The organism is Rhodanobacter ginsengiterrae (genome assembly GCF_050026815.1).
GTDB lineage: Bacteria > Pseudomonadota > Gammaproteobacteria > Xanthomonadales > Rhodanobacteraceae > Rhodanobacter > Rhodanobacter ginsengiterrae.
On record NZ_JALBWO010000056.1, the window covers coordinates 324,522 to 350,434 of the forward strand.

Here is a 25,913-nt window from a genome sequence, read left to right on the forward strand (position 1 = left end):
ACAACCATCTCCCGCGACGTGGCATTCTCCGCGGCGCAAACATCACAAGGATACTGAGTGACCAGAAAAACTCCCCCCAAGTCCGGCGATCCGCAGGACTCGCGCCCCGCGACAAAAACTGCCAAGCGGGCACCGCGTGGCGCCGCCACGCCGGACAAGCGCAACAAGGCTGCCGCAGGCGCCGTGCGTGATCCCCATGCCGATCGCGAGGCGCAGCGTTATGCACGCCCGATCCCCAGCCGCGAGGCGATCCTTGCCCTGCTCGAAGAACGCGGCGAACTGCTGACCGAAGCGCGCATAGCCGAAGCGCTCGGCATCCACGACGAAACCGATCTGGAAGCGCTGCGCAAGCGCCTCGGCGCGATGGTGCGCGATGGCCAGATGCTGCTGGGCCGTCGTGGCGGCTACGCGCCGACACGGAAGCTCGACCTGATCGCCGGCCGCGTGCTGGCCAATGCCGAAGGCTATGGCTTCCTGCGCCCGGACGAGGGCGGCGACGACCTCTACCTGTCGCCGCAGCAGATGCGTGCGGTGATGCACGGCGACCGCGTGCTGGCCAGCGTGGTCGGCATCGACCGTCGCGGGCGCAAGCAGGGTGCGATCGCCGAGGTGCTGGAACGACGTTCGCCGCGGCTGGTAGGTCGCGTGGTGATCGATGACGGTGTGACCCTGGTGACGCCGGACGATCGCCGTCTCAACCATGACGTGATGATCAAGCCGGGCACCGAACAGGGTGCCACCTCCGGCCAGATCGTGGTGGTCGAAATCACCGCGCCGCCGACCGCCCAGCGCGGCCCGGTGGGCGAGATCCGCGCCGTGCTGGGCGAGCGGCTGCAGCCGTCGCTGGTGGTGGAGATGGCGATTGCCAGCCATGACCTGCCGCATGAGTGGCCGGCCGAGGTGCTGCGCGATGCAGCCCAGGTCGAGGCCGAAGTGACCGCTGCCGAACGCGAGGGTCGCACCGACATCCGCAAGCTGCCGCTGGTGACCATCGACGGCGCCGATGCGCGCGACTTCGATGACGCCGTGTATGCCGAGCCCAGGCGCGGCGGTGGCTGGCGGCTGATCGTGGCGATCGCCGACGTGTCGCACTACGTGCAGGTCGGCAACGCGCTGGATCGTGAAGCCTACGAACGCAGCACCTCGACCTATTTCCCCGGTTTCGTGGTGCCGATGCTGCCGGAGACACTGTCCAACGGCATCTGCTCGCTGATGCCGAAGGTCGAGCGGATGTGCATGGTCTGCGACATGCTGGTCGATGCCGATGGCAACGTGACCAAGTCGAAGTTCTACGACGCGGTGATGCTGTCGCATGCGCGCCTGACCTACGACAAGGTGTGGCAAGCGGTGGGGCTGCGCGAGAAGGAGGCCCGCCAGGAGGTGGCCGACGTGCTGCCGCAGCTGGAAAACCTGCATGCGCTGTACAAGGCGATGGCGGGCCAGCGCAAGCGTCGCGGCGCGATCGACTTCGAGACACCGGAAGTGAAGTTCCGCCTCGACCAGACCGGCAGCGTGGAGTCGATGGGCACCACCGAGCGCAACGACGCACACAAGCTGATCGAGGAATGCATGATCGCCGCCAACGTGCAGGCGGCGCTGTTCCTGGAAAGGAAGAAGATCCCTGCGCTGTTCCGCGCGCACGAGCCGCCGCCGGCGGAGAAGTACGAGGACCTGCAGCAGTTCCTGCGCGAATTCAAGCTGAGCATGCCGCCGGTGGATCGGGTCACTCCCGGCGATTTCGCCGAGGTGCTGCGCATGGTGCACGACCGCCCCGAGCGCGAGCTGATCCAGAGCGTATTGCTGCGCTCGCAGAGCATGGCGGCGTACCAGCCGGACAACCGCGGCCACTTCGGTCTGTCGTTGCAGGCCTATGCGCACTTCACCTCGCCGATCCGGCGCTATCCCGACCTGCTGGTGCATCGCGCGATCCGCTTCGCGCTGACTGGCAAGAAGCCTGACGAATACACCTACACGCCCGCCGAGATGGCGGCGATGGCGATCCACTGCTCGCAGCGCGAACGCCGTGCCGAGGAAGCCGAGCGCGACGTGGACGAGCGCTTCAAGTGCGCGTGGATGGAGAAGCACATCGGCAGCGAGTTCGATGGCGTGGTCACCGGCGTCACTTCGTTCGGCCTGTTCGTCGAACTGGACGAGTCGAAGGTGTCCGGGCTGGTGCATATCAGCCAGCTGGCCAACGACTACTATCATTTCGACGCCACCCGCAAGCTGCTCAAGGGTGAGCGCACCGGGGCGCAGTTCCGACTCGGTGATCACGTGCGCATCCAGGTGCTGCGCGCCAGCCTGGAGGATCGCAAGATCGACTTCCGGCTGGTCTCGCCGCGGACGCCGGCGACGCCGCCCACGGGCAACGGCAAGGCCTACGACTACGCCGCCAGCGGCGAGCGCTACTCGTTGCCGAAGAAGGCGGCGGCCACCGCCAAGGCGCCGGGCATGTTCGGTCGCGCCGCCAAGGCGATCGGCCGCGCGTTCGGCCGCAAGGACGCCGAGGTTGCCGTGCCGGTGCCGGCTCCGCACAAGGCGGTGTTGAGCGATAATCCGTCGGCGCGTGTGCCGGCAGCGGCACGCGGCGCGCAGCGTCCGGCCCGCAAGGCCGATGCATCGTCCTCCCGTGGTCCGCGCAGGGAGGCTTCCCCGAAACGTGGACCGGCTCCGGCCGCCGCGCCGGCAGCGAAGAAGAATTCGCGGCGCCGACCCAAACCGAAAGGCAAGTCATGAGTGAGAGCTGGATTGTCGGCATCAATCCCGTCGAAGGTGCGTTGAGCAACGATGCCGAGCGCGTACGCGAACTGCTGGTCGAGAACGGCCAGCGCAATCCGCGCGTGCAGGAGCTGGCCGAACTTGCGAAGAAGCTGAAGATCCCGGTGCAGCATCGCCCGCGCGACGAGCTGGACAAGCTGTCCGGCGAAGCGCGTCACCAGGGCGTGGTGGCGCGCTACGAGGCGGCGCCGGCGGCGCATGAGAATGACCTGGCCGGCCTGCTCGAACGCGACGGCCCCGATACCTTGGTGCTGGTGCTCGACGGCGTCACCGACCCGCACAACCTGGGCGCCTGCCTGCGCAGCGCGGCGGCGGCCAAGGTCACCGCGGTGATCGTGCCGAAGGACCGCGCGGTGGGACTGACCCCGGTGGTGCGCCGCGCTTCCGCGGGCGGCGCCGATCGGGTGCCGCTGATCGCGGTGACCAACCTGGCCCGCACGCTGCGCGAACTGAAGGATGCCGGTGTATGGATCACCGGCCTGGCCGGCGATACCGACACCACCGTCTATGGCGTCGACTTCAAGGGGCCGGTCGCCATCGTGCTGGGCAGTGAGGGCGAGGGCATCCGTCGGCTCACCCGCGAACTGTGCGATTTCGTGGCGAAGATCCCGATGCCCGGCATGATGGAAAGCCTCAACGTCTCGGTCGCCACCGGCGTGGTGCTGTTCGAGGCGTTGCGCCAGCGGAGCGTGAAACGATGAATCTGTTCTGGTACGACTGGGCCGGCTATATCGGCGTGGCGCTGGTGCTGCTGGCGTTCTTCCTGCTGCAGGAACGCAAGCTGCAGGGCAACGGCCTGATCTACCAGTCGATGAACATTTTCGGCGCGATCGGCGTGATGCTGTCGCTGGGTTTCGGCAACTTCAACCTGGCTGCCTTCATCATGCAGGTAGCCTGGCTGTTGATCGGCAGCTACGGCGTCGTGCGCGGGGTGAAGCGGCGCCACGAGACAAGCGAGCTGCCGTAACGGTGGCTCGCCCGGTGCGGGGACGACCTCGCGCCTGTTTCATCGCGGGGACGGCCCTGCATCGACAGAGGAGCGCCGCCATGGCGTGGATCTATCTGCTGCTGGCCGGCTTGTTCGAGATCGTGTGGGCCATCGGCCTGAAGTACACCGACGGCTTCAGCCGGTTGTGGCCCAGCGTCGGTACGCTGGTGGCGATGGCGGTGAGCATCGTGTTGCTGGCGATGGCGGTGAAGACGCTGCCGATCGGCACCGCTTACGCCATCTGGACCGGCATTGGCGCGGTCGGTGCGGTGGCGCTGGGTATCGTGCTGTTCGGCGATCCGGCGACCTTGTCGCGGCTGCTGTGCGTCGCGCTGATCGTGATGGGCATCGTCGGCCTCAAGCTCAGCGCAAGCCCGTAGGAGCGCACCCTGTGCGCGACGGCTCTTCATTCATGCCGTGACGCGAAGAGCATCGCGCACAGGATGCGCTCCTGCGGCGACGGTTCCGAATTTCCTGGGGCAGCTAGGGCTCCGGATCATTCGCCCAGCTTGGTGATTTCCGGGCTCGAGGTGAGGTCGCGCTTGCTGCGCTGCTTGTCCAGTTGCTCGCCGGTGACCTGAAACCACACGTTCTCGGCGATGTTGGTGGCGTGGTCGCCGATGCGTTCGATGTTCTTGGCCATGAACAGCAGGTGGGTGCACGGGGTGATGTTGCGCGGATCTTCCATCATGTAGGTGAGCAACTGGCGGAAGTAGCCGGTATAGGCTTCGTCCAGCACCACGTCGTTCTTCCATACCTGGTAGGCCGCATCGGCGTTGCGGTCGTTGTAGGCCCGCAGCACGTCACGCACTTCATCGGCAGCCAGTTCGGCCAGATGGCGCAAGCCGCCGACCGGCGCCACCGGCGCCACCATCGACAGCGGGATGGAGCGCTTCGCCACATTGGCGGCATAGTCGCCGATGCGTTCGATGTCCGAGGCGATGCGCAGCGCGGCGTACACGTTGCGCAGGTCGCCGGCCATCGGTGCGCGCAGCGCCAGCAGGCGCACCACGTCATGGCCGATTTCCTGCTCCAGCTGGTCGATCGCCTCGTCGTTGCCGACCACGCGCTGGGCGGCGCGTTCGTCGCGGCGCTCCAGCACGTCGATGGCGGCCTCCAGCTGGGTCACCGACAGTTCGCCCATGCGCACGATCTCGCCGGTGAGCCGGGTCAGTTCGCCGTCGTAACTCTTGATGATGTGGCTTTCGTTCATGGGATTCGGGATTCGTGATGGGGGATTCGGAAAGGCGCGGAGGTGTCGGCTGCTGTACTGGTTTCGGGACTGGCGGGGTGGGCTCTTTCGAATCCCCGATCCCGAATCCCGGTTCGATCAGCCAAACCTTCCGGTAATGTAATCCTCGGTCTGCTTCTTGCCAGGCTTGGTGAAGATCTTCTCGGTCTGGTCGAATTCGATCAGCTCGCCCATGTACATGAAGGCGGTCTGGTCGGAGACACGCGCGGCCTGCTGCATGTTGTGGGTGACGATGACGATGGTGAACTGGCTTTTCAGTTCTTCCACCAGCTGTTCGATACGGCCGGTGGCGATAGGATCCAGCGCGGAGGTGGGTTCGTCCAGCAGCAGCACCTCGGGCTTCAACGCGATCGCTCGCGCAATGCACAGCCGCTGCTGCTGGCCGCCGGAGAGGCCCAGCGCATTCTGCTTGAGCTTGTCCTTCACCTCGTCCCACAGCGCCGCGTTGCGCAGGGCTTGCTCGACGCGCCCTTCCATGTCCTTGCGCGACAGCTTTTCGTGATGGCGGATGCCGTAGGCCACGTTCTCGAAGATCGTCATCGGGAACGGCACCGGCTTCTGGAACACCATGCCGATCTTGCTGCGCAGGCGGTTCATCGAGTAGCGCGGGTCGAGGATGTTGTCGCCATCCAGCATGATCTCGCCCTTCGCCTCCAGCTTGGGATAGATCGCGTAGATGCGGTTGAAGATGCGCAGCAGGGTGGATTTGCCGCAACCGGACGGGCCGATGATCGCGGTGACCTTCTTTTCCGGGATGTCCATGTTGATGCCTTTCAGCGCATGGAATCCGTTGTAGTAGAAGTGCAGGTCGCGCACGGTGAGCTTGGGTGCGACAGCCGAGGTGGCTACCGCGGACGCCGGGTTCATGGCGAGGGCGGAATCAGTCATGGGACACCTTGGTGCGGGACAGGATCAGGCGGGAGGCCAGGCTCAGCAGCAGTACGAACATGGTGATCACGAAGGCCCCGGCCCAGGCCAGCGCATGCATCGTGTCGCCAGGATCGTTGGCGTACTGATAAATGATCTGCGGCAGGCTGGACATCTTTTCGATCGGATTGAACGTCATGTAGTTGTTGCCGAATGCGGTGAACAGCAGCGGCGCGGTTTCACCGCTGATGCGCGCCAGCGCGAGCAGCACGCCGGTGATGATGCCCGACCTGGCCGCACGAATCAGGATCTGCAAGGTCAGCTTCCACTGCGGCACGCCCAGCGACAGGGCCGCCTCGCGCAGGGTCGAGGGCACCAGTCGCAGCATCTCGTCGGTGGTGCGCACGATCACCGGCAGCGCGATCAGCGCCAGTGCCACGCCGCCGGCAAAGCCGGAAAAGGTGGTGGAGCCCCGGGTGAGGGCGGTGCTCGGCAGCACGATGATGGTATAGACGAACAGGCCCATCACGATCGACGGCGCCGACAGCAGGATGTCGTTGAGGAAGCGGATCGACTCGCCCAGCTTGGTGCGGTTGGCGTACTCGGCCAGCCAGGTACCGGCCAGCACGCCGATCGGCGTGGCAATGCCGATACCGATGAAATTGATGATCAGGCTGCCGACCATCGCGTTGGCCAGCCCGCCATCCTCGCCGTAGGCGGTGATCTTGGTGAACAGCTTCAGGTCCAGCGCCGTGAGGCCCTGGCGCAGGGTTTCCCACAGGATCCAGACCAGGAATGCCAGGCCGATCACGGTGGCCAGCGTGCTGAGCACCATCGCCAGCGCGTTGGTGAGGCGACGGCGCACATAGGGCGAGTTCATCAGCGCCCCTCCTTGCTGGCCAGCCGTCGCAGCATCAGTCGCGCGATCAGCAGCACGATGAAGGTGACCACGAACAACAGGAAGGCCAGCGCCATCAGCGAGGATTTCTGCAGGCCGGAGGCCTCACTGAATTGATTGGCGATGGTCGAGGCGATCGAGGTGCCCGGGTCCAGCAGCGAGGCGGACAGCTGCATCGCATTGCCGAGCACGAACGTCACCGCCATGGTCTCGCCCAGCGCGCGGCCCAGGCCGAGGAAGATGCCGCCGATCACGGCCGACCGTGTATAGGGCAACACGATATCCCACGATACTTCCCAGGTGCTGGAACCCAGCGCGTACGCCGACTCCTTCAGGCGTGTGGGCACGGTCTGGAACACTTCGCGCATCACCGATGAAATGAAGGGAATGATCATGATCGCCAGCACGATGCCGGCAACCAGGATGCTGGCGCCAAACGGGTAGTCGCTGCCGAACAGCTTGCCCACGAACGGCACGTGTTCGGCCACCCACGACAGCTTGCCGTCGTCAGGCTTGTTGCCCAGGTTGCTGGTCAGCCAGGGCTTGATATGGTTGGCGAAATACGGGGCGAAGACGAACAGGCCCCACATGCCATAGATGATCGACGGAATGCCGGCCAGCAGCTCGATCGCCGAAGCTACCGGCGTGCGCAACCAGGCCGGCGCCACCTCGGAGAGGTAGACCGCGATGCCGAAGCTGATCGGGACGGCAATCAGCAGGGCGATGAACGAGGTGGCAAGCGTGCCGTAGACGGGCACCACGGCGCCGTAGACGTCATTGCCGGGATCCCATTCCGAACTGACCAGGAAATGCCAGCCAAACGTGCTGAACGCCTCGCGGCCGCCCCACAACGTGGCGCCAGCGGCACCCAGCAGGGCCGCCAGCACGATCAGGGCGCAGCCTTTCAGCGTCCAGCGAAACAGGCGCTCGTTGCGCGCATCGCGACGGCTTCGCTGTTCGAGAATGTCGGTGGTGGCAACGGGCATGGCAACTCTGCGGTGCGGACAGCGGAAGCTCGAATGACCGTTCGCCCGCGGAGCGAATCCGCGGGCGAACGGGAAGGGGACAGTCCCGATCGAGTCAAGCCATCAATGCTTGAACTCGGAGGCCCAATAAGCCTCGATCCGGCTGACCAGGGCGGCCGGCAGAGGCACATAGTCCAGCTGGCTGGCAGCCTGCTGGCCATTCTCCAGTGACCACTTGAAGAAGTCGAAGGCCACCTTGCTGTTGGCGGCGTTCTTCGGCGTCTTGTACATGATCATCCAGGTGGTGGCCGTGATCGGCCATGCCTGCGCGCCCGGTGCATTGGTCATGATCAGGTTGAAGTCCTTGGCGCTGGCCCAATCGGCCGTGGCGGCGGCAGCGGCGAAGCCATCGGCGCTCGGCTTCATGTAGTTGCCGCTGGCATTCTTCAGGTCGATCCAGGCCAGCTTGTTCTTCACCGCATAGGCGTATTCGACGTAGCCGATCGAGCCCTTGATCTGGCGCACGTACTGCGACACGCCTTCATTGCCCTTGCCGCCCACGCCGGTCGGCCATTCCACCGCCGTGCCGAACTTGACCTTGCCGGCCCACTCCGGGTTCACCTTGGACAAGTAGTTGGTGAAGTTGAACGTGGTGCCCGAGCCGTCCGAACGATGCACCACGGTGATCTTGCCGGCGGGCAGGCTGAGGCCGGCGTTCAGTGCGGCGATCTTCGGGTCGTTCCAGTTGGTGATCTTGCCCAGGAAGATGTCGGCGAGCGTGGCGCCGTCAAGCTTGATCTGGTCAGCCTGTACGCCAACGATGTTGACCACCGGCACGATGCCGCCGACCACGATCGGGAACTGGCCCAGGCCGTACTTCTGCAGGTCTTCACCCTTCATCGGTGCATCGGACGCGCCGAAGTCGATGGTGCCTTCCTTGATCTGCGCAATGCCGGCGCCGGAACCCACCGACTGGTAGTTGAGGTGATTGCCGGTCTTCTCGGCATAGGCCGCCGACCACTTGGACATGACCGGGTAGACGAAGCTGGATCCGGCACCGGTGATATCGGTGGCGTGCGCGGCAACGCCGAAGGTCGATGCCACGGCAAGGGCGGCGACGGCAGCGAAGCGGGCGGGCCGGTTAGAGGATTTGCTAGTGGTCAACACGGTAGCTCCTTTGGGAGGGAAGTCGGATGGTACCCCGCCATTTCAGGCCCTTCGTGTTGCCATTGGATGAAATGAATGTTGCAAACAGATGACGGCGGGTCGATTTGTCATCTGGTGACTCCTTGCAACACCCGGTTTTGCCCCGGCCCGCCAGGCGAAACCCCGGCGATCGTCTCAGGCCAGATCGAGCGCAGCATGGGCCTGTTCGAACAGTTCCAGCTGGCGCCAGCGGTTGACCACGCTGCAGAACAGCTCGGCGGTGCGCTCGGCGTCATACACCGCCGAATGCGCCTCGCGGCTGTCGAACGCGTGGCCGGCGGCCAGCACCGCCTTGCTCAATACGGTCTGGCCATAGGCAAGGCCGCCGAAACTGACGGTGTCGAAACAACTGAACGGGTGGAACGGGTTGCGCTTGTGACCACAGCGACGCACCGCCTGGTTCAGGAAGCCCAGGTCGAACGCGGCATTGTGGCCCACCAGGATCGCCCGCTGGCAGCCAGCTTCGCGCACTGCCTCACGCACCACATGGAAGATGTGATCCAGCGCCAGGCGCTCGGCGAGTGCGCCGCGCAGGGGGTTGTACGGATCGATGCCGGTGATTTCCAGCGAGCGCGGATCAAGGTTGGCGCCGGGAAACGGCTCCACGTGGGTCGAGACGGTGGGCTGCAGTTGCAGGAAACCGTCGCTGTCCATGCCCAGGGGGATCGCGGCGATTTCCAGCAGGGCATCCTGTCCGGCATCGAAGCCGCCGGTTTCCACGTCGACCACCACCGGCAAGAAACCGCGAAATCGCTCGGCCATGCGTGGTGCTGTGCTGTTGCTCGATATTTCCATGCGCGAAGCATATCAGCCGCTTCGCGCGAGGTGATCTGCGGCTCCCATGAGTCCGCGCGGGCGGCGCCTTGCGACACTGTCTCGAAGGTGTCATGAAAGATGCATGCAACCGTAAAAATGCCTCGGCACACTTGTTAACTAATCGCTAGCCGGCCATCGGATCGAGGGGGCGGTTGAGATGTTTCCCACCAACTTGCGGAGTAATGACATGCGTTCGAAATTGATTGCGGTGGCGATTGCCGCCGGCTTGGGCGTTACCAGCTTCACCGTCGCCGCGGCCCCGGCCAAGTCCAGGACGACTGCTGCCCAGGCCACCAGCAACGCGGAAATCGAGCTGCTGAAGGCGCAGTTGGCCGCACTGCAGGCGAAGGTGGATTCGCTGGAGCAGCGCACCGATGCCCAGTCCGAGATCAACGTCAGCAACGGTCAGGCCGTGGACAAGGCGACCACGGTGACGGCGGCCTCCGACAGCAAGATCGCCGCGCTGGAAAAGGCGATCAACAACACGTCCCTGTCGGGCAAGATGTATTTCGACTTCAGCAACATCAGCCAGAAGAACAGCGACTCCGGCAAGACCAATGCCTCGGGCACCGGCCTGGACGTCAAGCGCTTCTATCTCGGCATCGACCACAAGTTCAACGACATCTGGTCGGCCAACCTGACCACCGACTTCAATTACGTCAGCAGCGACGGCGAGACCAACCTGTTCGTCAAGAAGGCCTACGTGCAGGGCAAGTTCAGCCAGGCGGCGGTGTTCCGGGTCGGTTCGGCCGACATGCCATGGATTCCCTTCGTCGAGAACGCCTACGGCTTCCGTTATGTCGAGAACACGCTGACCGACCGTCTGCACTACGCCAACTCGGCTGACTGGGGCCTGCACCTGGGCGGCGACATCGGGGCCAACAAATCGCTCAACTACGCGGTCTCGGTGGTCAATGGCAATGGCTACAAGAACCCGAGCCGCAGCAAGGGCGTCGACGTGGAAGGTCGCGTCGGTTTCGTGCCGTTCGAGGGCATGATCGTGGCGGTGGGCGGCTACAGCGGCCATCTGGGCAAGGAGACCCAGACTGTCAGCGCGCAGAACACCGCGCAGCGTGGCGACCTGATGGTGGCCTATGCGAGCAAGGCGTTCCGCCTCGGCGCGGAATATTTCACCGCCAAGAACTGGAACAACGTGCTCAGCCCGCTGGCCGACAAGGCCGACGGCTACTCGGTCTGGGGCAGCGTGCCGGTGGCCGACAAGGTCAGCCTGTTCGCCCGCTACGATTCGGCCAAGTTGAGCAAGGACCTGGATCGCAACGCGAAGGACACCTACTACAACGCCGGCGTCCAGTTCGATGTCACCAAGGGATTCCAGCTGGCGGTCGTCTACAAGCATGAAAAGGGCGACAAGTCGGTGTCCGCTCCGATCCCGCCGCACGTGCAGAATGTGAAGACCGACGAAATCGGTGTTTTCGGCCAGGTGGCGTTCTAAGACTGTCACATTGCCCGGGCATACTTCGATTACCGGATAGCGTTTGACGGGTTATCGCAAGGGAGTTCCACCCAGGGAAGGAAAACGGCGGGCTTTTGCCCGCCGTTTGCTTGCCTGCCGATCGGAATTTCGTCAGCGACGATCCAGCGTGGCGCCGGTCAGCAGGCCGCGTGCCAGCATGCTGCACTGGCGGCGATACAGCAGCAGCTGCCACTGACGGCCACCAAGCTGTCGCCAGAGCACGGCCGAACGCACCGCGGCGAGCAGGTTGGTGCGCACCTTCTCGACCACGCTGGGCACCTGCAGTTGCTGCGGATTGCCGCTGACCATCACCCGCGGCTTGAGGATCGAAAGCGTCGACGCATACAGCTCGGCCAGCCGCTGGTTGACCTGGCTGGAGTCCTGGCCGAAGTGCTCGACCTGCCGCTGCGCGGAAAGGATTCCCTGCTGCAATTTTTCCAGCAGGTCCGCGCGTGCCGCCAGGCTGCGCTCAAGACGCATCACGGTGACCGTCATGCGGGTCACTGCCATGTCCCGGCCGGTTTCGTCGAGCTGGGCAATCAGCGTGCGCAAGCCCAGCCGCACATTCGAGGTGTCGCCGTACACGCCGATCACCGAGGGCGCATCGATGCGGAAGACGCTGGCCACGCTGGCCTCCATCGCAGCTTCGTCGCAGCGCCCGTCATTGGCCAGTTGCTGGGCCAGGGCACAGGCCTGGAAGAGGCCGGCGAGGGCGAGCACGCGCTCTTCGGTCATGGAAAAGGTTTCAAGCACGGGGTGGAGATTCTCTTGCGGGGGACGGGGAAGAAGCGGCGAAAGCGGGCAGCAAGCCGCCATAAGCCGCATCGGTGGCGGCGATCACCGCGCCGCCGAGGCAGACCTCGCCATCGTAGAGGACGACCGACTGTCCGGGGGTGACGGCTCGTTGGGCTTCGTCGAAGCTTATCTCAAGGCCATGCTCGATCACGCTGACCGAGCAGGCCTGATCGGACTGGCGGTAACGGGTGCGCGCCGTGCAGCGGAAGTGGGCGGAAGGTGCCGTGCCATCGACCCAGGTCGGCGTTTCCGAAAGCAGCCGCCGCGAGTGCAGCCAGCGGTTTTCGCCGCCCTGGGCGACATACAGCACGTTGGCGGCCACATCCTTGCCGACCACGTACCACGGTTCGCTGCCTGCACCATGGCGGCCACCGATGCCGAGTCCGTTGCGCTGACCCAGGGTGTAATACATCACGCCCGCGTGCTCGCCGATCAATTCGCCGCCCGGGCTGCGCATCTCGCCGCGCCGGGCGGGGATGTATTGCGACAGGAAGCCGCGAAAGTCGCGCTCGCCGATGAAGCAGATGCCGGTCGAGTCCTTCTTGGCGTGGGTGGGCAGGTTGGCCTCGCGCGCCAGTTCGCGTACCCGCGATTTCTGCAACTCGCCCAGCGGAAACAGCGTGGCGGCCAGCTGGTCCTGACCGAGCGCATGCAGGAAATAGCTCTGGTCCTTGGCTGTGTCCACTGCGCGTAGCAGGCGGTAACGGCCATTCCGGCAGTCGACCCGGGCGTAATGGCCGGTGGCGATCTTGTCGGCACCGAGCGCACGGGCCTCATCGAGGAAGGTCTTGAACTTGATCTCCCGGTTGCACAGCACGTCGGGATTCGGCGTGCGTCCGGCGCGATACTCGGCAAGAAAGTGTTCGAACACGCCGTCCCAGTATTCGCTGGCGAAATTGCGCGCATGGAACGGGATGTCCAGACGCCCGCACACGGCTACGGCGTCCTTGCGGTCGGCGTCGGTGGTGCAGGGGCCGGAGCGGTCGTCCTCCTCCCAGTTCTGCATGAAGAGGCCTTCGACCTGGTAGCCGGCCTGTTGCAGCAGCAGCGCGGCTACCGAGGAATCGACGCCGCCGGAAATGCCCAGCATCACCTTCATGAGGCTTCGCCGGCAGACAGGCAGCTCAAGCTGTCCAGCGGCAGGCGTTGACCGCCGAGCCACAGGTCGATGCTCTGCAGGATCATCGGGCTGCGCAGTCGATCACCCAGCGCAGCGATCTGCGCCCGGCTCAGCCACAACGCGCGGCGGATGTCGCTGTCCAGCGGACGATCGGGGTGGTGGCTGACCGGGCGGGCGGCGAAACTGAAGCGGACCACCGCGTCGCCGTGCTCGGTGCTGCGCCACTGATGCACGCCGATCAGGTGCTGCAGCTCGACCGTCCAGCCGGTTTCCTCCAGGGTCTCGCGACAGGCGGCCGCCAGCAGGCTCTCGCCGTCATCCAGGTGGCCGGCCGGCTGGTTGTAGGCCAGTCGCCCGGCGACTTCCTCCTCTACCATCAGATAGCGGTCACCATCAGCCACCACGCAGGCTACGGTGACGTGTGGACGCCAGACTTCGGTGCTGCAGGAGACATCGGCCATGGACTTGGGCAAGGTGCACTGGAAAAGTGCCCATTGTGCCATCACCTCTGCTGACTGACCCTTGCGGGGGAGCTGCATCCACCGCGGCGTATACTTCGTACCAGAGAAAAGATCCTGACCAACATGGCCCACGAACCCGAACATCAGCACGACAGCGGCCGCGGCCTGGCGCTGGAAACCGCAAAACCGGAGGTGGCGCGGCCGCCGCTGTTCCAGGTGCTGTTGCTGAACGACGATTTCACTCCGATGGATTTCGTGGTCGAGGTGCTGCGCAGCTTTTTCAACCTCGACCAGGAACAGGCGGTGCAGGTGATGCTGCACGTTCATACCCGCGGGCGCGGCGTCTGCGGCGTATTTACCCGCGAGGTGGCGGAAACCAAGGTCACTCACGTCAACGAATATTCACGCTCCCATCAGCACCCGTTGTTGTGCACTATGGAAAAGCTCTGAGCGACCCCATTTCGTGCTCATTGCGGCGTTGAAGGCCGCTCCCACTGCAAGCGGAGACGATCCGAATGTTCAGCAAGGATCTGGAAGTCACCATCGGCCATTGCTACAAGCAGGCCCGCGAACAACGCCATGAGTTCATGACGGTCGAGCACCTGTTGCTTGCCCTGACCGAAAACCAGTCGGCGCTCGGCGCCCTGCGCGCCTGCGGGGTGGATTTGCCCAGGCTGTCGGCCGACCTGGAGCGCATCATCGGCGAAACCGTGCCGGTATTGCCCACCGGCGACGAGCGCGACACGCAACCCACGCTGGGCTTCCAGCGCGTGCTGCAGCGCGCCGTGTATCACGTGCAATCCTCGGGTCGGAAGGAGGTGACCGGCGCCAACGTGCTGGTGGCGATCTTCGGCGAGAAGGACTCGCACGCGGTGTATTTCATGCACCAGCAGGAGATCACCCGCCTCGACGTGGTCAACTACATCTCGCACGGCATCGCCAAGATCGGCGACGAGCCGGCCGCCGGTGTATCCGGTGGCGAGCGCGAGGGCGAGGAGGGTGGCGAGCCGAAGGGCAACCCGCTGCACGAGTTTGCCAGCAATCTCAACGAGCTGGCGCTGGAAGGCAAGATCGATCCGCTGATCGGCCGTGCCGACGAGATCGAGCGCACGATCCAGGTGCTGTGCCGCCGGCGCAAGAACAATCCGCTGTACGTGGGCGAGGCCGGCGTGGGCAAGACCGCGCTGGCCGAGGGCCTGGCCAAGCGCATCGTCGATGGCGAAGTGCCCGAGGTACTGGAAGACGCCACCATCTGGTCGCTGGACCTGGGCGCGCTGGTGGCCGGCACCAAGTACCGCGGCGATTTCGAGAAGCGCCTGAAAGGGGTGATTGCCCAGCTGAAGAAGCAGCCGGGCGCGATCCTGTTCATCGACGAGATCCACACCATCATCGGTGCCGGCTCGGCCTCGGGCGGCACCATGGATGCGTCGAACCTGATCAAGCCGATGCTGGCGTCAGGCGAGCTGCGCTGCATCGGCTCGACCACGTTCCAGGAGTATCGCGGCGTGTTCGAGAAGGATCGCGCGCTGGCCCGACGCTTCCAGAAGATCGACGTGGTCGAGCCGACCGTGGCCGACAGCATCGAGATCCTCAAGGGCCTGCGCTCGCGCTTCGAGGAACATCACCATGTGGCCTACACCAACGAGGCGTTGAAGGCGGCGGTGGACCTGTCGGTCAAGCACATTCCCGACCGGCTGCTGCCGGACAAGGCGATCGACGTGATCGACGAGGCCGGCGCTCGCCAGCGGCTGCTGCCCGAGGACCAGCGCACCGGCACGGTCGACGTCAGCGAAGTCGAGTACATCATCGCCAAGATGGCGCGGATTCCGGCCAAGCAGGTGTCTGCGTCGGATCGCGACGTGCTGCGCAACCTCGAGCGCAACCTCAAGATGGTCGTGTTCGGCCAGGATCCGGCGATCGAGGCGCTGGCCGCATCGATCAAGATGGCCCGTTCCGGCCTGGCCGACCCGTCCAAGCCGATCGGCTGCTTCCTGCTTGCCGGTCCGACCGGTGTGGGCAAGACCGAAGTGACCAAGCAGCTGGCCATGCAACTGGGCATCGAGATGATTCGCTTCGACATGTCCGAATACATGGAAGGGCACTCGGTGTCGCGGCTGGTTGGTGCGCCTCCGGGCTACGTCGGTTTCGATCAGGGCGGTTTGCTGACCGAAGCGGTCACCAAGCATCCGCACGCGGTGTTGCTGCTGGACGAGATCGAGAAGGCCCATCCGGATGTGTTCAACATCCTGTTGCAGGTGATGGACCGCGGCGTGCTCACTGATACCAACGGTCGCGAAGCGAACTTCAAGAACGTGGTGGTAGTGATGACGACCAATGCCGGCGCGGCGATCGCTTCACGGCGCAGCATGGGCTTCGTCGAGCAGAAGCATGAGTCCGACGCGATGGAAGTGATCCGCCGCATCTTCACGCCGGAATTCCGCAACCGGCTGGACGCGATCATCCAGTTTGGCGCGCTCGATTTCGAGCACATCCTGCGCGTGGTCGACAAGTTCCTGATCGAACTGGAGAGCCAGCTGAGTGAGAAGCGGGTGAGCCTGGACGTGGGTGGCGATGCGCGGCGCTGGCTGGCCGAGCATGGTTTCGACCCGCAGATGGGGGCGCGGCCGATGGCGCGGGTGATCCAGGAAAAGGTGAAGCGTGCACTGGCCGACGAGCTGCTGTTCGGCAGCCTGGCCGAGGGTGGCGTGGTACGCCTCAGCGTGGTCGATGGCGAGCTGAAGGTCGACTGCAAGGCGGCCGAACCGCTGCCGGCCGTGGTCGAGTAGGGCGCAAACCCGAACAGCGGGCAAAGCAAAGGCGGCGCATTGCGCCGCCTTTGTCATGTAGTGCACTTCACCACGTTTCTGCTGCGTTTCGGCAGCATCGCGCCACCGCCTTACTTCATGCGGTAGGTGATGCGCCCCTTGCTCAGGTCGTACGGGGTCATTTCGATCTTGACCTTGTCGCCCGTGAGAATGCGGATGTAGTGCTTGCGCATGCGACCGGAGATGTGGGCGATGATGACGTGCCCATTCTCAAGTTGTACGCGAAACATGGTGTTCGGCAAGGTCTCCTGGACCGTGCCTTCCATTTCGATGACGTCGTCTTTGGCCATGTGTTCCGGGGTTCACGCGCAGCCATCGTGGCCGCGTAAGCCGACGATTATGCCACGAAAGAGCGTTTGGTTAAAGAATCATCAAGCAAGCGCTGAACGGAGGCGGATCAGCTGAAATGCTCGTCCAGCTTGCGCCGGATCTCCTGCTCGACCATGCCCTTGAGCGGAGCCAGCATCAGGCCCAGCTCGGCCTTGACCTGGATCGCGTCGCTGCCGACCGCGATCGAGCCGCTGACGCCGGGGCGGGAAAACAGCAGCGTGTCATCCTGCCAGCGTCCGTCCATGCCGAACTTTTCCTTCATGCGCGCGGCAACCTGTTCCACCACGGAACGGGCCTCGGCGATCGAAAGCTGGTGCGGGCGGCGGATATCAATCTTGGGCATGGCGGGTTCCGGAATCCTGGACTGTCTGAACCGGCATCTTAACGGCATGGGGCCGCATGATAGAGTTTCGCGGTCCTTCGACCGGTTCATCCATGCGTATCGAATTTCCCAATGCGGCCCGTGAGGATTTTCACTGGACGCAGGCGTTGTTGCGGATCGGCAGCGCTGCCCACAACGATCTCGTGCTGGCCTCCGGCCAGGCGGCGCCGGAGCATTTGCGAATCCACCAGGATCGCCGTGGCTGGGTACTTGAGGTGATGCCGTCGGCCGATCGCATCTACGTGAATGCCCGGCCGGTGCGCGAGCAGGCGCTGCTGCGCGCCGGTGACGTGATCAGTGTCGGCGACTGCCGCATGTTGCTGCGTGCCAACGAGGACCCCACTCAGCGCAGCGCGCTGCAGGTGACCGAACAGGGGCGCTGCACGGTGGCGCTGCGTGCTGTTGCCGGGCCGCTGTCGGGTCGGGTCATGTCCTTGCAGAACGGCCTTGAGCTTGGCTCCTCCGCGGTGTGCCCGCTCGAACTTCCGCAGGGCGACGTGGTGCTGCTGCGGATCTTCTGGGAAGGTGGCCAGCTGTGGGTGGAGAGCCTTCGCGCCTGCGAGCGCCATCCGCTGCGGGTCAATGGAGTAGCCGTGCACAAGCTGGCCTTGCGGCCCGGCGACCAGATCGGCGCGGCGATGCACCGCTTCAGCATCGACGGCCCGGGCATGGAACCGGAGCCGGAGATCGTGATGGCCGCGGCCTGGCCGCAGCATCTGCCGGAGGAATCGGCGGGCCCCACCAGCGAGGTGTGGTGGCTGATCGTCACCGCTGCCGTGCTGGCGCTGGGCATCGCGCTGGTGTTGCTGATCCGCTTCTGAGCCGACTCGAAGCAAGACAGGTTTCATGCATCGGGCCCGACCTTCGAGGCATGATGCAGGGCCGCCCTGCTACGGTCAGTTACAATGCCGGACAGGTCCAAAGTTGAAACACCGCATGGATATTCCTCGCCCCTTGTCGCCTGCTGCCTCCGGAAAGCGTGACTCCGGTCCGCAGGGAACGCGATTCTTCGCCCAGGAGGATTTGCGTCAACTTGCGTCCGAGGCAGACCAGGCCTCCGATGGGCGGCCCAGCGCGCACAAGCCGGTGCTGGAGGGCATCAGTCCGGAGCTCGGCGGACAGAGGTTTTCCATTCATCCAGGCCGTCAGACGATCGGCCGGCTTGCCAGCAACGATATTGTTGTAACTGCCCCGAGCGTTTCCTCTTCGCATGCGTGGATCACGAACCAGCAAGGACATTGCGTGCTCATGAACACGTTGTCGACCAACGGTACATTCGTGAATGACAAGCGGATCCATCAGATGGTCCTGAGGCACGGCGATCGCGTTCGCCTCGGCGAGGTCGAATTGGTGTTTCTGACCCATGACTTCGGCTCATCCAGCCCGCGGCGGTTTGTTCGCCTGGCGATCATCGGGTTGATCGTGCTGGTCGGCCTGGCCGCGCTGGTCTGGTGGCTGCGCTGATGCGGTCGCGATGAGCGAAGGTGCCTGGCCCCGGACCCTCGGCCGCTATCGCATCGACGGGATCCTCGGCGAAGGTGCCATGGCGGTCGTCTATGCCGGCTTCGATCCCGGGATCGAACGGCAGGTGGCGATCAAGTGCCTGCATCGGGAGGTGGCTTCCGACCCGGGCTACAGGCAACGATTCCAGATCGAGGCCCGCGCCGCAGGCAACCTGACCCATCCCCACATCGTCACGATTTTCGATGTAGGCGAGACCGACGATGGTCACGCCTACATCGCAATGGAGCGCCTCTCTGGCGAGACGCTGGCCAGCCGGGTCGCGAAGGAGGGGCTGCCGCCGCTGCCGCTGATCATCGAGCTGGCCATCCAGATCGCCTCGGCACTCGACTATGCCCATGCCCAGGGTGTCATCCACCATGACATCAAGCCGGAAAACATCATGCTGGCCGAGGGATGGCAGTACGCCAAGATCAGCGACTTCGGCATCGCCGACCGTCGGCGGGCGCAGGATGCCGGCGGCGATTCCGGGGAGATCGGCGGCACGCCGGCCTACATGGCTCCGGAGCGCCTGCGCGGCGAGCCGGCCGACGCACGCAGCGACCTGTTCTCTTTCGGCGTGGTGCTTTGCTGGCTGGTCACCGGCAAACTGCCCTGGTCGGGAAGCGGAGACCTGCGCCATTTGATCAGGGAACGACAGCGCAACCCGCATCCTTCAGTGGAACCGGTCGATCCAGCCACGCCGTCGATGCTGATCGATATCGTGCGTACCCTGCTGGCGCCGGTCGCCCAGGCACGTTATCAGCGCGGAACCGAAATCATTGACGATCTGCGCGCGGCACGTCGCGAGCACGAGCGGATGCGCGAAAGACCCGTGGCCAGCCGCATCATCTCGCTGCGACTGCGTTGGGCCGGTGCCCTGGGCGTCACCTTGTGCCTGGTGCTGCTGCTGGGGCTGGCTGCCATCCATGCCCGGCAAAACACCGCCATAACGGGGCTGGCCCTGGATTTCGGTCGCTCGCTGGGACGCGTGATCGCCGGTGAGTCGGCGGAGAACCTGCTGCTGGGCGATCAGGCCGCCACCCGTGCGCTGGTGGCGGATGTCGCGCGCAACCAGCAGATCCACTATCTCGCCATCGCTGACCGACAGGGCGACATCATTGCCAGCACGCGCCAGGCGGAGGTCGGGCAGAAACTGCCTTCCCCGAGCAAGCAACCGGACCTGGCGCAATCGGATGGCATCGAAAGCTATCGCGGCGGGATCGTGGACGGTACGCATCCCCACGAGATGCTGTTGTTCGACATCCCCGTCAGCTACCAGACCAAGACCGTCGGTGAGCTGCGCCTGGGCGTCAGCAATGAACCGTTGCGCGCGGCACAGAAGACCACGTTGTGGGTGATCACGGCCGTCCTCGTGCTGACGCTCGTCGCCGTGGTCGGTGCCGCCTACTGGTTGTTCCGGCGACCACTGGCCCTGCTGGACATGCTGGGCGATGCCTTGCTCCGGGTTGCCCGGGGGGATTTTCGCTACCGCATCCGGCTTGAGCGGAGGGACGAACTGGGCCGACTGTTCGGCGCTTTCAACCTGATGAACGGCGCCTTGCAGACGCGGCATCCTCTTGCAGAGCCGTCCTCCCTGTCTGCCGTGGCGGATGACGCGACACAACCGACGCAAATCATCACGCCGTCCGCCGTCGATGAAGAGGCCGGCTGAGCCACCTGCGCTTTTCGTCTGTCCGGTCGCCGCGCTGAAGCACGGCGGAGTTCACATCTGTTTCAGTCGACGTTCGAGTTCGAGCGCCCGCGCCCGATAGATGACTGCCGGCTCGTAGTTCGGGTCAATCGCCAGGATGCGGTTCCACAGTGCGATGGCCGGGTCCAACTGCTGGTCGCGGTACAGCACGATGGCCTGTTCGTGGTAGGAAGCAAGCAGTTGTTTGCGCAGCGCCGCAGCCTGCAGTCCTTCCGGTTTCAGCCCGGGTTTGATGGACAGGGCTTCACCGAGGCGCGTCAGCGCCTGGTCGTGCTGCCCCTGATCCAGCAGCGACATGCTCTCCCTTTGCAATCGTTCCGCCTTTGCCGTTGGCGACTCGGTGACTGGAGCCGGCAGCTGCGAGTCGCCAACCGATGCAGCCGAGGCGGACAGCGGCAGCTGTATCGTTTCGCCCGCGCGCAACATCGATGGATTGGTCGATCCGTTGTAGCGGGCCAGGATCAGGAATGCTCCGGGATCACCCAGATAGCGGGCAGCCAGGGTGCTGTAGGAGTCACCCGCCTGCACCACGTGGGGCTGCGAACGGGAGCCGAGCGTCTGTTCGGGGTCGGCCACCAGCTGGCGCAACATGGCCTGTGCCGGGCGGTCGCCCGGGTGCTGCCGCAGGTATTGCCGCAGGTCGTGTTCGCCTTCACGGTAGCGGCCCAGTTGCAGCTTGTTGACGATCGCGGTGAACGACAGTTGCTGCCGGGCATCGGGTTGGGCGGATGGCGCCTCGCGTGTCGTGGTCGGACTTCCATTGACCTTCGACTTGAGTGTGTTGAGCTGGGCGCAGCCTGTCACAGCCAGCAGGGCCAACAGGACGAGCACGAACCTGGCCTGCCCGAGCCACGATCCGCCTGAACGAAGTTTTCTTGCCAATGCCTTGTGCCTCTGATCGCGACCTGTGGCCTGTTTGCCGGGCTGTTTCGGCCTCCCGACATGCTGGTTTCGCCGTCGCCCCCGCGCCCCTGAAGCATGGCATAAAGCTTCGCAGGCAATTTGTGGCAGACCCGTGAATACCTGAGCTTGACCACCCCATGTTGCGCCGCGCCATAATGCGTGAAACACACTCCGACAGGATGCAAACGCACGTGAGCAGAGTCTGGAACTTCAGCGCCGGTCCGGCCGCCTTGCCACCGGCGGTACTTGAACGTGCGCAGCGCGAACTGCTGGACTGGAACGGCAGTGGCGCGTCGGTGATGGAACAGTCCCACCGCGGCAAGCGCTTCATCGCGATGGCAGCTCAGGCGGAAGTCGACCTGCGCGAACTGATGCAGATACCGGCCGACTACGCCGTGCTGTTCCTGCAGGGCGGCGCCACCCAGCACTTTGCGCAGATTCCGATGAACCTGGCCGGTCCGGATGACAGCGCCGACTACATCGTCAGCGGACACTGGAGCGCCAAGGCGGTTGGCGAAGCCCGCCCGTATGTGCAGGTGAACGTGGCGGCCGACAGCGCGGCCGACGACTACCTGAAGCTGCCGCCGCGCGACGGCTGGCGACTCGACCCGCATGCCGCCTATGTGCACTACACACCGAACGAGACGATCCATGGCGTCGAGTTCCACGACGTACCCGAGGTTGGCGCGGTGCCGCTGGTCGCGGACCTGTCATCGAATATCCTGTCCGAGCCACTCGACGTCAGCCGCTTCGGGCTGATCTACGCTGGCGCGCAGAAGAACATCGGCCCGTCCGGCCTGGTGGTGATGATCATCCGCCGCGACCTGCTGCAGCGGGCCGGCCGGCCGATGGCGCGGATCTTCCGCTACGCCGAACACGCGGCCGCCGACTCGATGCTCAATACGCCGAACACCTGGGGCTGGTACCTGGCCGGGCTGACCTTCCAGTGGTTGCGGGAGCAGGGCGGTGTCGAGGCGATGGCCGAACGCAACCGCGCGAAGGCGGGCTTGCTCTACCGCACCATCGACGGCTCGAATGGCTATTACCGGAATCCGGTCGATCCCTCGGCGCGATCGCGCATGAACGTGCGTTTCGACCTGCATGACACGGCGCTGGACGCCGTCTTCGTGCAGGAGTCCGAGGCTGCCGGCCTGCTTGCATTGAAGGGACACAAGGCGCTAGGTGGCATGCGCGCCTCCTTGTACAACGCGGTTCCGCTGGCGGCGGTCGAAGTCCTGGTCGATTTCATGGGCGATTTCGCCCGTCGGCACGGTTGACCGGGCAGCGGAGCGATTTTTCAGGCACGATGCTGTTCCATCATCCGGACGTCCATGATTTGGACGTCCATCCACCCAGGCAGTCAACGCATGACCGATCCCGGCGACACCGACCCGACCCTCACGCCGCCGAAGACTCCGTTGGGCGAGATGCGCGAACGCATCGACGGCATCGACCGGCAGATCCAGCAGCTGATCTCCGAGCGTGCAAACCACGCGCGCACGGTGGCGAAAGTGAAGGGCGAGGGTCTCTCGGCGATCGACTACTACCGACCCGAACGCGAGGCCCATGTCTTGCGCATGGTGGTCGACCGCAACGATGGGCCGTTGTCCGATACCGAGATGGTGCGGTTGTTCCGCGAGATCATGTCCTCGTGCCTGGCCCAGGAAGATCCGCTGAAGATCGGTTTTCTCGGTCCGGAAGGCACTTTCAGCGAGCAGGCGGTGCGCAAGCATTTCGGCCACGCCGCCTACGGCCTGCCGCTGGGCAGCATCGAGGAAGTATTCCAGGAAGTCGCTGCCGGCCACGCCGACTTCGGCGTGGTGCCGGTGGAAAATTCGGGGCAGGGCATGATCCAGGTGACGCTTGACATGTTCCTCACCTCCGAGGCCACCATCTGCGGCGAGATCGAGTTGCGCGTGCACCAGTGCCTGCATTCGTTGAGCGGAAAGCTGGAAGACGTGCGCCGGATCTACGCCCATGCGCAATCGCTGCAGCAGTGCAAGACCTGGCTGCGCATCAACCTGCCGGACGTCGAGTGCATCGCGGTGTCGAGCAATGCCGAAGCGGCCCGGCTGGCGCTGCATGCCGACGATGTCGCGGCCATCGCCGGCGAAACCGCAGGCAAGGTCTACCGCCTGAAGACCGTGGCACAGGCGATCGAGGATCGCGCCGACAACACCACCCGCTTCCTGGTGATCGGCCGTTCGCTGTTCCCGCCCTCGGGCAACGACCGTACCTCGCTGCTGATCACGGTGAACGACAAGCCGGGCGCGCTGTACGACGTACTCAGCCCGTTCGCGAAGCATGGCGTCAGCCTGAACCGGATCGAGTCGCGACCGGCGCACACCGGCAAGTGGCAGTACGCATTCTTCATCGACGTCTCCGGGCATATCGAGGAAGGCGCGTTGCAGGCGGCGGTGCAGGACATTGGCACCACGGCCGCCACCGTGCGCGTGCTGGGCTCCTACCCGGTGGCGCTGCCTTGAGCGGTCGACTGGACTGGCGCAGCCAGGCGGGCCGGGCGCTGCATGGACAGGTGAGCGTACCAGGCGACAAATCGGTCTCCCACCGTGCGCTGATGCTGGCGGCGATCGCCGAGGGCAACTCGCGCATCTGCGGCTTTCTCGAGGGCGAGGACACCCGCGCCACGGCGGCGGTGCTGGCGCAGCTTGGCGTGCGCATCGACACGCCCTCGGCCGGCGAGCGCGTGGTTTGCGGCGTGGGCCTGCACGGGCTGCGGGGTACGGCGCAGCCGCTGGATTGCGGCAATGCCGGTACCGGCATGCGGCTGCTGGCCGGATTGTTGGCAGGGCAGGCGTTCGACAGCCGCCTGATCGGCGATGCTTCGTTGTCGAAGCGGCCGATGCGCCGGGTGACCGATCCGTTGGCGCTGATGGGCGCCCGCATCGACACCCGCGACGGCCTGCCACCGCTGCAGGTGCATGGCGGCCAGCCATTGCGCGGCATCCGCTACGAACTGCCGGTAGCCAGCGCCCAGGTGAAATCCGCGCTGTTGCTGGCTGGCCTGTATGCCGCGGGCGAAACCGAGATCATCGAGCCGCATCCGACCCGCGACTACACCGAGCGCATGCTCGCCGCTTTCGGCTGGCCGATCGCGTTTGCGCCGGGGCGCGCACGACTGCAAGGCGGCCATGCCCTGCGCGCCACCGATGTCGAGGTGCCCGCCGACTTTTCCTCGGCCGCGTTCTTTTTGGTGGCGGCGAGCATCGTGCCCGGTTCCGAAATTCGCTTGCCGGGGGTGGGGCTCAATCCGCGTCGTACCGGTCTGCTGCAGGCGCTGCGCTTGATGGGGGCGGACATCACGATCGAACATGAGCGTGAAGCCGGTGGCGAACCGGTGGGTGATCTGCGGGTGCGCCACGCGCCGCTGCACGGCGTGGAGCTGCCCGAGACGATCGTGCCGGACATGATCGACGAGTTTCCCGCACTGTTCATCGCCGCGGCGGTGGCCAGTGGCCACACCGTCATTCGTGGCGCGGCCGAACTGCGGGTGAAGGAATCGGACCGTATCGCGACGATGGCCACCGGCTTGCGTGCGCTTGGCGCGCGCATCGAGGAAACCCCCGATGGCGCGATCATCCATGGCGGCCGGCTGGATGGCGGTACGGTGGAAAGCCATCTCGATCATCGCATCGCGATGAGCTTCGCCGTGGCCGGGCTGGTGGCGACGGCGCCCGTGCGGATCAACGATTGCAGCCATGTAGCCACGTCGTTCCCGGATTTTCCGGCGCTGGCCAACGGTTGCGGTTTCAACTTGCGCGACGCCGGCTGATCCGTCGTCGCCGCTGCCTGTATCGTGGCGATATCACCCATCCCCCGTTCGAAGACTCCGTCCATGTCGAATGCCGTAGCTCCCTTCATCGTCGCCATTCCCGCCCGTTACGGCTCCACCCGCCTGCCGGGCAAGCCATTGCGGGAGATCGGCGGTGTGCCGATGGTGGTGCGGGTGGCCCAGCGCGCACTGCAGGCGGGTGCCAGCCAGGTGGTGGTGGCGGTGGACGACCAGCGCATTGCCGACACGCTGGCGGGGCAGCCCGGCATCGACATCTGCATGACCCGGGCCGACCATGCCTCGGGCAGCGACCGGCTGGCCGAGTGTGCGCAGCACTATGGCTGGAGCGACGACAGCGTCGTGGTGAACCTGCAGGGCGACGAGCCCTTCGCGCCGGCGGCCGGCATCCGCGCGGTGGCGCAGGCGCTGGCCGGCGACGATGCGCCGATGGCAACCCTGGCCACACCGATCATCGACGCCGAGGAGCTGTTCGATCCGAACGTGGTGAAACTGGTGCGCGCGGCCAACGGACACGCGCTCTACTTCAGCCGCGCGCCGATGCCGTGGGCGCGTGAGGCTTTTGCCGGCGACCGCAACACGCTGCCATCGGGCCTGCCGTTCCTGCGGCACATCGGCATCTACGCCTACCGTGCCAGCTTCCTCGGTCGCTACACGCGGCTGTCGCGCACACCGCTGGAGCAGACCGAGTCGCTGGAACAGCTCCGCGTGCTTGAGCACGGCCATGCTATTGCCGTGCGGCTGACGCCGGAGCCGTTCCCGCCCGGCATTGACACCGAGGCTGATCTGGAACGTGCCGAGCAATGGTTGCGCACGCAGCACTGAGCC

26 protein-coding genes are annotated in these 25,913 nt (G+C 65.1%); 14 read left to right on the forward strand and 12 right to left on the reverse strand.

From position 1 onward, the window contains the following. Window positions 1–57 precede the first annotated feature (57 nt). The 4 genes from rnr to sugE all read left to right on the forward strand — a co-directional run bounded on the left by rnr (window position 58) and on the right by sugE (window position 4,146). Entirely contained in the window at window positions 58–2,736 is a 2,679-nt protein-coding gene (rnr, locus tag ACQGNJ_RS14335; protein ID WP_426689920.1) for a ribonuclease R, read from the forward strand. Further along, window positions 2,733–3,479 carry a 23S rRNA (guanosine(2251)-2'-O)-methyltransferase RlmB gene (gene rlmB, locus ACQGNJ_RS14340; protein WP_426689921.1) on the forward strand — a complete coding sequence of 249 codons (747 nt, stop codon included), beginning with the start codon at window positions 2,733–2,735 and terminating at the stop codon, window positions 3,477–3,479. The genes rnr and rlmB overlap by 4 nt, the downstream gene beginning before the upstream one ends. Then, window positions 3,476–3,745, forward strand: a complete 270-nt coding sequence (locus ACQGNJ_RS14345) for a CBU_0592 family membrane protein (protein WP_426689922.1) — start codon at window positions 3,476–3,478, stop codon at window positions 3,743–3,745. Before rlmB ends, ACQGNJ_RS14345 begins: the two co-directional genes overlap by 4 nt. Window positions 3,746–3,825: 80 nt before the next feature. Then, the gene (gene sugE, locus ACQGNJ_RS14350) at window positions 3,826–4,146 is read left to right on the forward strand and encodes a quaternary ammonium compound efflux SMR transporter SugE (protein WP_426689923.1); all 321 of its coding nucleotides are present in this window, start codon (window positions 3,826–3,828) and stop codon (window positions 4,144–4,146) included. A 116-nt stretch (window positions 4,147–4,262) separates the two neighbouring features. On the opposite strand, the gene phoU is transcribed toward sugE, so the two are convergent. From phoU to rnt, 6 genes are all read right to left on the reverse strand, one after another. Beyond that, window positions 4,263–4,979, reverse strand: coding sequence for a phosphate signaling complex protein PhoU (gene phoU / locus ACQGNJ_RS14355; RefSeq protein WP_426689924.1), 717 nt, complete (start codon window positions 4,977–4,979; stop codon window positions 4,263–4,265). Window positions 4,980–5,096: 117 nt separating this feature from the next. After that, window positions 5,097–5,906 carry a phosphate ABC transporter ATP-binding protein PstB gene (pstB, locus tag ACQGNJ_RS14360; protein WP_426689925.1) on the reverse strand — a complete coding sequence of 270 codons (810 nt, stop codon included), beginning with the start codon at window positions 5,904–5,906 and terminating at the stop codon, window positions 5,097–5,099. Continuing rightward, the gene (pstA, locus tag ACQGNJ_RS14365; RefSeq protein ID WP_426689926.1) at window positions 5,899–6,765 is read right to left on the reverse strand and encodes a phosphate ABC transporter permease PstA; all 867 of its coding nucleotides are present in this window, start codon (window positions 6,763–6,765) and stop codon (window positions 5,899–5,901) included. The genes pstB and pstA overlap by 8 nt, the downstream gene beginning before the upstream one ends. Beyond that, on the reverse strand, window positions 6,765–7,769 hold the full coding sequence (pstC, locus tag ACQGNJ_RS14370) for a phosphate ABC transporter permease subunit PstC (RefSeq protein WP_426689927.1): 1,005 nt from the start codon (window positions 7,767–7,769) through the stop codon (window positions 6,765–6,767). Before pstC ends, pstA begins: the two co-directional genes overlap by 1 nt. A 102-nt stretch (window positions 7,770–7,871) precedes the next feature. After that, window positions 7,872–8,912, reverse strand: coding sequence for a phosphate ABC transporter substrate-binding protein PstS (gene pstS / locus ACQGNJ_RS14375; protein WP_426690065.1), 1,041 nt, complete (start codon window positions 8,910–8,912; stop codon window positions 7,872–7,874). Window positions 8,913–9,089: 177 nt separating this feature from the next. Further along, entirely contained in the window at window positions 9,090–9,749 is a 660-nt protein-coding gene (gene rnt / locus ACQGNJ_RS14380; RefSeq protein WP_426689928.1) for a ribonuclease T, read from the reverse strand. 208 nt (window positions 9,750–9,957) lie between these two features. Between rnt and ACQGNJ_RS14385 the strand changes: the two genes are divergently transcribed. After that, on the forward strand, window positions 9,958–11,223 hold the full coding sequence (locus ACQGNJ_RS14385) for a porin (protein ID WP_426689929.1): 1,266 nt from the start codon (window positions 9,958–9,960) through the stop codon (window positions 11,221–11,223). A gap of 132 nt (window positions 11,224–11,355) precedes the next feature. On the opposite strand, the gene hflD is transcribed toward ACQGNJ_RS14385, so the two are convergent. Genes hflD through ACQGNJ_RS14400 form a run of 3 tightly spaced genes read right to left on the reverse strand, consistent with a single transcriptional unit; the run spans window position 11,356 to window position 13,620 of the window. After that, window positions 11,356–11,979 (reverse strand): high frequency lysogenization protein HflD, encoded by a 624-nt coding sequence (gene hflD / locus ACQGNJ_RS14390; protein WP_426689930.1) that lies wholly within the window; start codon window positions 11,977–11,979, stop codon window positions 11,356–11,358. A gap of 10 nt (window positions 11,980–11,989) precedes the next feature. Next, the gene (mnmA, locus tag ACQGNJ_RS14395; protein WP_426689931.1) at window positions 11,990–13,138 is read right to left on the reverse strand and encodes a tRNA 2-thiouridine(34) synthase MnmA; all 1,149 of its coding nucleotides are present in this window, start codon (window positions 13,136–13,138) and stop codon (window positions 11,990–11,992) included. After that, a complete protein-coding gene (locus tag ACQGNJ_RS14400; RefSeq protein WP_426690066.1) occupies window positions 13,135–13,620 on the reverse strand; it encodes an NUDIX hydrolase in 486 nt (161 codons plus the stop codon). The genes mnmA and ACQGNJ_RS14400 overlap by 4 nt, the downstream gene beginning before the upstream one ends. A gap of 123 nt (window positions 13,621–13,743) precedes the next feature. Between ACQGNJ_RS14400 and clpS the strand changes: the two genes are divergently transcribed. Together clpS and clpA are read left to right on the forward strand one after the other, a co-directional pair. Next, window positions 13,744–14,070 carry an ATP-dependent Clp protease adapter ClpS gene (gene clpS / locus ACQGNJ_RS14405; protein ID WP_426689932.1) on the forward strand — a complete coding sequence of 109 codons (327 nt, stop codon included), beginning with the start codon at window positions 13,744–13,746 and terminating at the stop codon, window positions 14,068–14,070. 65 nt (window positions 14,071–14,135) lie between these two features. Beyond that, window positions 14,136–16,406: an ATP-dependent Clp protease ATP-binding subunit ClpA gene (gene clpA, locus ACQGNJ_RS14410; protein WP_426689933.1), complete on the forward strand. Its 2,271-nt coding sequence runs from the start codon at window positions 14,136–14,138 to the stop codon at window positions 16,404–16,406. A gap of 110 nt (window positions 16,407–16,516) precedes the next feature. On the opposite strand, the gene infA is transcribed toward clpA, so the two are convergent. Continuing rightward, window positions 16,517–16,735, reverse strand: a complete 219-nt coding sequence (infA, locus tag ACQGNJ_RS14415; RefSeq protein ID WP_007508585.1) for a translation initiation factor IF-1 — start codon at window positions 16,733–16,735, stop codon at window positions 16,517–16,519. 107 nt (window positions 16,736–16,842) lie between these two features. Continuing rightward, window positions 16,843–17,118: a polyhydroxyalkanoic acid system family protein gene (locus ACQGNJ_RS14420; protein WP_426689934.1), complete on the reverse strand. Its 276-nt coding sequence runs from the start codon at window positions 17,116–17,118 to the stop codon at window positions 16,843–16,845. A 92-nt stretch (window positions 17,119–17,210) separates the two neighbouring features. Here ACQGNJ_RS14420 and ACQGNJ_RS14425 point away from each other — a divergent pair, with 92 nt between their 5' ends. The 3 genes from ACQGNJ_RS14425 to ACQGNJ_RS14435 all read left to right on the forward strand — a co-directional run bounded on the left by ACQGNJ_RS14425 (window position 17,211) and on the right by ACQGNJ_RS14435 (window position 20,332). Next, window positions 17,211–17,978: an FHA domain-containing protein gene (locus ACQGNJ_RS14425; protein WP_426689935.1), complete on the forward strand. Its 768-nt coding sequence runs from the start codon at window positions 17,211–17,213 to the stop codon at window positions 17,976–17,978. Window positions 17,979–18,093: 115 nt separating this feature from the next. Then, on the forward strand, window positions 18,094–18,621 hold the full coding sequence (locus ACQGNJ_RS14430; protein WP_426689936.1) for an FHA domain-containing protein: 528 nt from the start codon (window positions 18,094–18,096) through the stop codon (window positions 18,619–18,621). Between the two features lie 10 nt (window positions 18,622–18,631). Continuing rightward, entirely contained in the window at window positions 18,632–20,332 is a 1,701-nt protein-coding gene (locus ACQGNJ_RS14435; RefSeq protein WP_426689937.1) for a protein kinase domain-containing protein, read from the forward strand. 51 nt (window positions 20,333–20,383) lie between these two features. On the opposite strand, the gene ACQGNJ_RS14440 is transcribed toward ACQGNJ_RS14435, so the two are convergent. Next, entirely contained in the window at window positions 20,384–21,202 is an 819-nt protein-coding gene (locus tag ACQGNJ_RS14440) for a LysM peptidoglycan-binding domain-containing protein (RefSeq protein ID WP_426689938.1), read from the reverse strand. A 263-nt stretch (window positions 21,203–21,465) separates the two neighbouring features. Between ACQGNJ_RS14440 and serC the strand changes: the two genes are divergently transcribed. The 4 genes from serC (at window position 21,466) to kdsB (ending at window position 25,910) form a co-directional block, all read left to right on the forward strand. Next, window positions 21,466–22,551 (forward strand): 3-phosphoserine/phosphohydroxythreonine transaminase, encoded by a 1,086-nt coding sequence (gene serC, locus ACQGNJ_RS14445; protein WP_426689939.1) that lies wholly within the window; start codon window positions 21,466–21,468, stop codon window positions 22,549–22,551. A gap of 90 nt (window positions 22,552–22,641) precedes the next feature. Further along, entirely contained in the window at window positions 22,642–23,760 is a 1,119-nt protein-coding gene (gene pheA / locus ACQGNJ_RS14450; protein WP_426689940.1) for a prephenate dehydratase, read from the forward strand. Beyond that, window positions 23,757–25,067, forward strand: a complete 1,311-nt coding sequence (aroA, locus tag ACQGNJ_RS14455; protein WP_426689941.1) for a 3-phosphoshikimate 1-carboxyvinyltransferase — start codon at window positions 23,757–23,759, stop codon at window positions 25,065–25,067. The genes pheA and aroA overlap by 4 nt, the downstream gene beginning before the upstream one ends. A gap of 63 nt (window positions 25,068–25,130) precedes the next feature. Continuing rightward, window positions 25,131–25,910: a 3-deoxy-manno-octulosonate cytidylyltransferase gene (gene kdsB, locus ACQGNJ_RS14460; protein ID WP_426689942.1), complete on the forward strand. Its 780-nt coding sequence runs from the start codon at window positions 25,131–25,133 to the stop codon at window positions 25,908–25,910. Window positions 25,911–25,913 lie beyond the last annotated feature (3 nt).